This is a genomic window from Bradyrhizobium sp. MV1.5, assembly GCF_055807615.1.
This window is the reverse complement of sequence record NZ_JBVVPL010000093.1, coordinates 1-3,088: the sequence shown is the minus strand read 5'-3', so window position 1 is coordinate 3,088 and position 3,088 is coordinate 1. Positions and strand designations below refer to the sequence as shown.

The window sequence follows — 3,088 nt, the reverse complement described above, 5'->3', positions numbered from 1 at the left end:
GGGGCGCGGCGGGGCCGGGCCCCCTGTTTTCGCTCGCCGCCACCCCCCGCTAACGGGGGCAACCCCGCCCGCCGCGCCGCGTGGGGAATTTCACAACTGCCGTTGAAATCCTGGGGGGCCGGGCCGCGCCGCCCCACGACAGCCTTGTTCACCCGAACAGCGTATCTGCGAGCAGCTTCAAGTTCAAAATCACAATGATGCCCGCGACGATCCACGCGATCGCCGCGACCCACACCGGTATGACGAACTTGCCCATCTTGCGGCGGTCGGAGACGAAGCGGACCAGCGGGATGACCGCGAAGGGCAGCTGCATCGACAGCACCACCTGGCTGAACACCAGCAGATCCGCCGTGCCGCGCTCGCCATAGATCGCGGTGACGACGATCACGGGAACGATCGCGATGCCGCGCGTCAGCAACCGGCGCGCCCAGCTCGGCAGGCGCAGGTCGAGAAAGCCTTCCATCACGATCTGTCCGGCGAGCGTCGCCGTCACCGTTGAATTCAGGCCCGAGGCGAGCAGCGCCACCGCGAACAGCGTCGAGGCGATGCCGAGGCCGAGCAGCGGTGACAGCAGCTCGAAGGCCTGGCCGATCTCGGCGACGTCGGAATGGCCGCTCTTGTGGAAGGTTGCGGCAGCCACGACGAGGATCGCCGCGTTGATGAACAGCGCCAGCATCAGAGCGATGGTCGAGTCCGTCGTCGCCCATTTGATCGCCTCGCGCCGGCCGGTGTCGTTGCGCTCATAAGCGCGCGTCTGCACGATCGAGGAATGCAGATAGAGATTATGCGGCATCACGGTTGCGCCGATGATGCCGATCGCGATGTAGAGCATCTCGGGGTTGGTGAAGATCTCGGTCTTCGGCACAAATCCCCTCAGCATCTCGGCCACCGGCGGTGCTGCCGCGGCAAGCTGGACCGTGAAGCAGACAGCGATCACGACGAGCAATGCGATGACGAAGGATTCGAGGAAACGGAAGCCGCGGTTCATCAGGATGAGGAGCAAAAAGGCATCCAACGCAGCGATCAGCGCGCCGCCGATCAGGGGAATGCCGAACAGGAGCTTGAGCGCAATCGCCGTGCCGATGACCTCGGCGAGATCGCAGGCGATGATCGCCGCCTCGCAGGCGAGCCACAGCGTGAAGTTCACGGCCGGCGAATAGGTCGCGCGGCAGGCCTGCGCGAGGTCGCGGTCGGTGACGATGCCGAGCCGTGCCGCCAGCGATTGCAGCAGGATTGCCATCAAATTCGAGAGCAGGATGACGGAGAGCAGCGTGTAGCCGAACTTGGACCCTCCGGCGAGATCGGTCGCCCAATTGCCGGGGTCCATGTACCCCACCGAGACCAGATAGCCCGGGCCGACGAAGGCGAGCAGGCGCCGCCACCACACCCCCGCGATGGGGAGGGCGACCGAGGCATTCACCTCGGCCAGGCTCTTGGTGGCAGGCGCGTCATTGCGCCAGCCGGCGGCATCTCGGGTCAGATCGGGAGAGCGAGCATCCATGCGGCGAGAATACCGAAGTCGAGCCTTATTGCAACTCATTTGCAACTGCATCTAGCCGCATCGGTCCCTCGGCGGTCGCTATTTGTGGCCCCTGTCGGGAAGCGGGTGGGTTTGGCGGTCATCGGAGGCGGATAGTGGCGCCAACCCGACTTTGCAGGAAATGAGCCATGTCAATTCCCCCGCGCCTCCCCGAGACATTCAACCGCCTCGCCTGGTCCAACCTGGCGGCACAGTCGGCCGAACAGATCGCGCTGGCCGCGGCCCCCATCGTCGCGGTGCTGACGCTCGGCGTCGCCGAAGGCCAGACCGGCCTGCTCCAGACCGCGCTGACCCTGCCCTTCGTCCTCTTCGCCATTCCGGCCGGTTTGCTGGCCGACCGCATCTCCCGCCGTTCGCTGATGGCGGCCGCCGAGGCGCTGCGGGCCGCGGCCCTTGCAGCGATCGTGCTGCTGCTCGCACTCGGCGCGCTCAATCTGCCGCTGCTGGCGCTGCTCGGCTTTGCCGCCGTGTGCGGCACGGTCGTCTACAGCGTGGCCGCGCCGGCGCTGGTGCCCTCGCTGGTGAGTTCGGACCTGTTGCCGGCGGCCAATGCGCGGATCGAGCTCGCACGCACCATCGCCTTCGCCAGCGGTCCTGCGCTCGGCGGCGCGCTGGTCGGGTGGTGGGGCGCGAGCCCGGCCTTCGGCTTTGCGACTGCGCTATCCGCGATCGCCGTCGTGCTGCTCTCCGGCATCTACGAGCCCGCCCGCACGCCGGCACCACGGCGGCATCCGCTTCAGGACATCCGCGAGGGCGCGGCTTTCGTGTTTCACCATCCGCTGCTGCGGCCGGTCTTCATCACCCAGTTCATCTTCAACACCGGATGGTTCCTGCAGATCGCGGTGTTCGTGCCCTACGCAGTACGTCACCTCGGCCTGAACGCGGTCGGCGTCGGCACCGTGCTGACCATGTACGGCGTCGGCATGGTGATCGGCGCGCTGTTCGCCACGCGGGTGATGAAGCGCATCGCGTTCGGCACGGTCGTTGGCCTCGGCCCCGTTACCGGCTTCGTCGCCGCAATGGTGATGGCGCTGACGGTGCTGGTCCCCTCGCCCTTGCTTGCGGCCTTGAGCTTCTTCCTGCTCGGCGTCGGGCCGATCCTGTGGGTGATCTCGACCACGACGCTGCGCCAGTCGGTGACGCCGCCTCGCCTGCTCGGCCGCGTCTCCGCCATCAACATCATGAGCTACGGCGCCCGCCCGGTCGGCTCGGCACTCGGTGCGATCGTCGGCGGCCTCTGGAGCGCGGAAGCGTGCCTCTATCTCGCCGCCGCCGTGTTCGGCGTGCAGGCGCTGGTGATTTGGCTCTCGCCCGCGGTGGCGCTGGACCGGCAGCCCGACATGGTGGGCGATGAGGCGGCGGCGCGGTGTTAGGTGGCGTCGTCCTGGCGAAAGCCAGGACCCATCACCCCAGGGAGCAGTTTGGCAAAAATCGCCAACTGCGAGTCTTCGCAAAACTACAGTCGGTGGTTATGGGTCCTGGCTTTCGCCAGGACGACATTGAGGGAGCAGCGGCACTTAACTCGCCAGATACCGCTCGTAGCTCCCC

At 66.9% G+C, this 3,088-nt stretch carries 2 protein-coding genes; one reads left to right on the top strand and one right to left on the bottom strand.

Annotated features, from left to right (window positions below):
• Window positions 1-148: 148 nt before the first annotated feature.
• Entirely contained in the window at window positions 149-1,501 is a 1,353-nt protein-coding gene (locus tag AC0L2J_RS34495; RefSeq protein WP_473395951.1) for an Nramp family divalent metal transporter, read from the bottom strand.
• 167 nt (window positions 1,502-1,668) lie between these two features.
• On the opposite strand from AC0L2J_RS34495, the gene AC0L2J_RS34490 reads away from it, so the two are divergent.
• A complete protein-coding gene (locus AC0L2J_RS34490; RefSeq protein ID WP_473395950.1) occupies window positions 1,669-2,913 on the top strand; it encodes an MFS transporter in 1,245 nt (414 codons plus the stop codon).
• The last annotated feature ends 175 nt before the right edge of the window (window positions 2,914-3,088 follow it).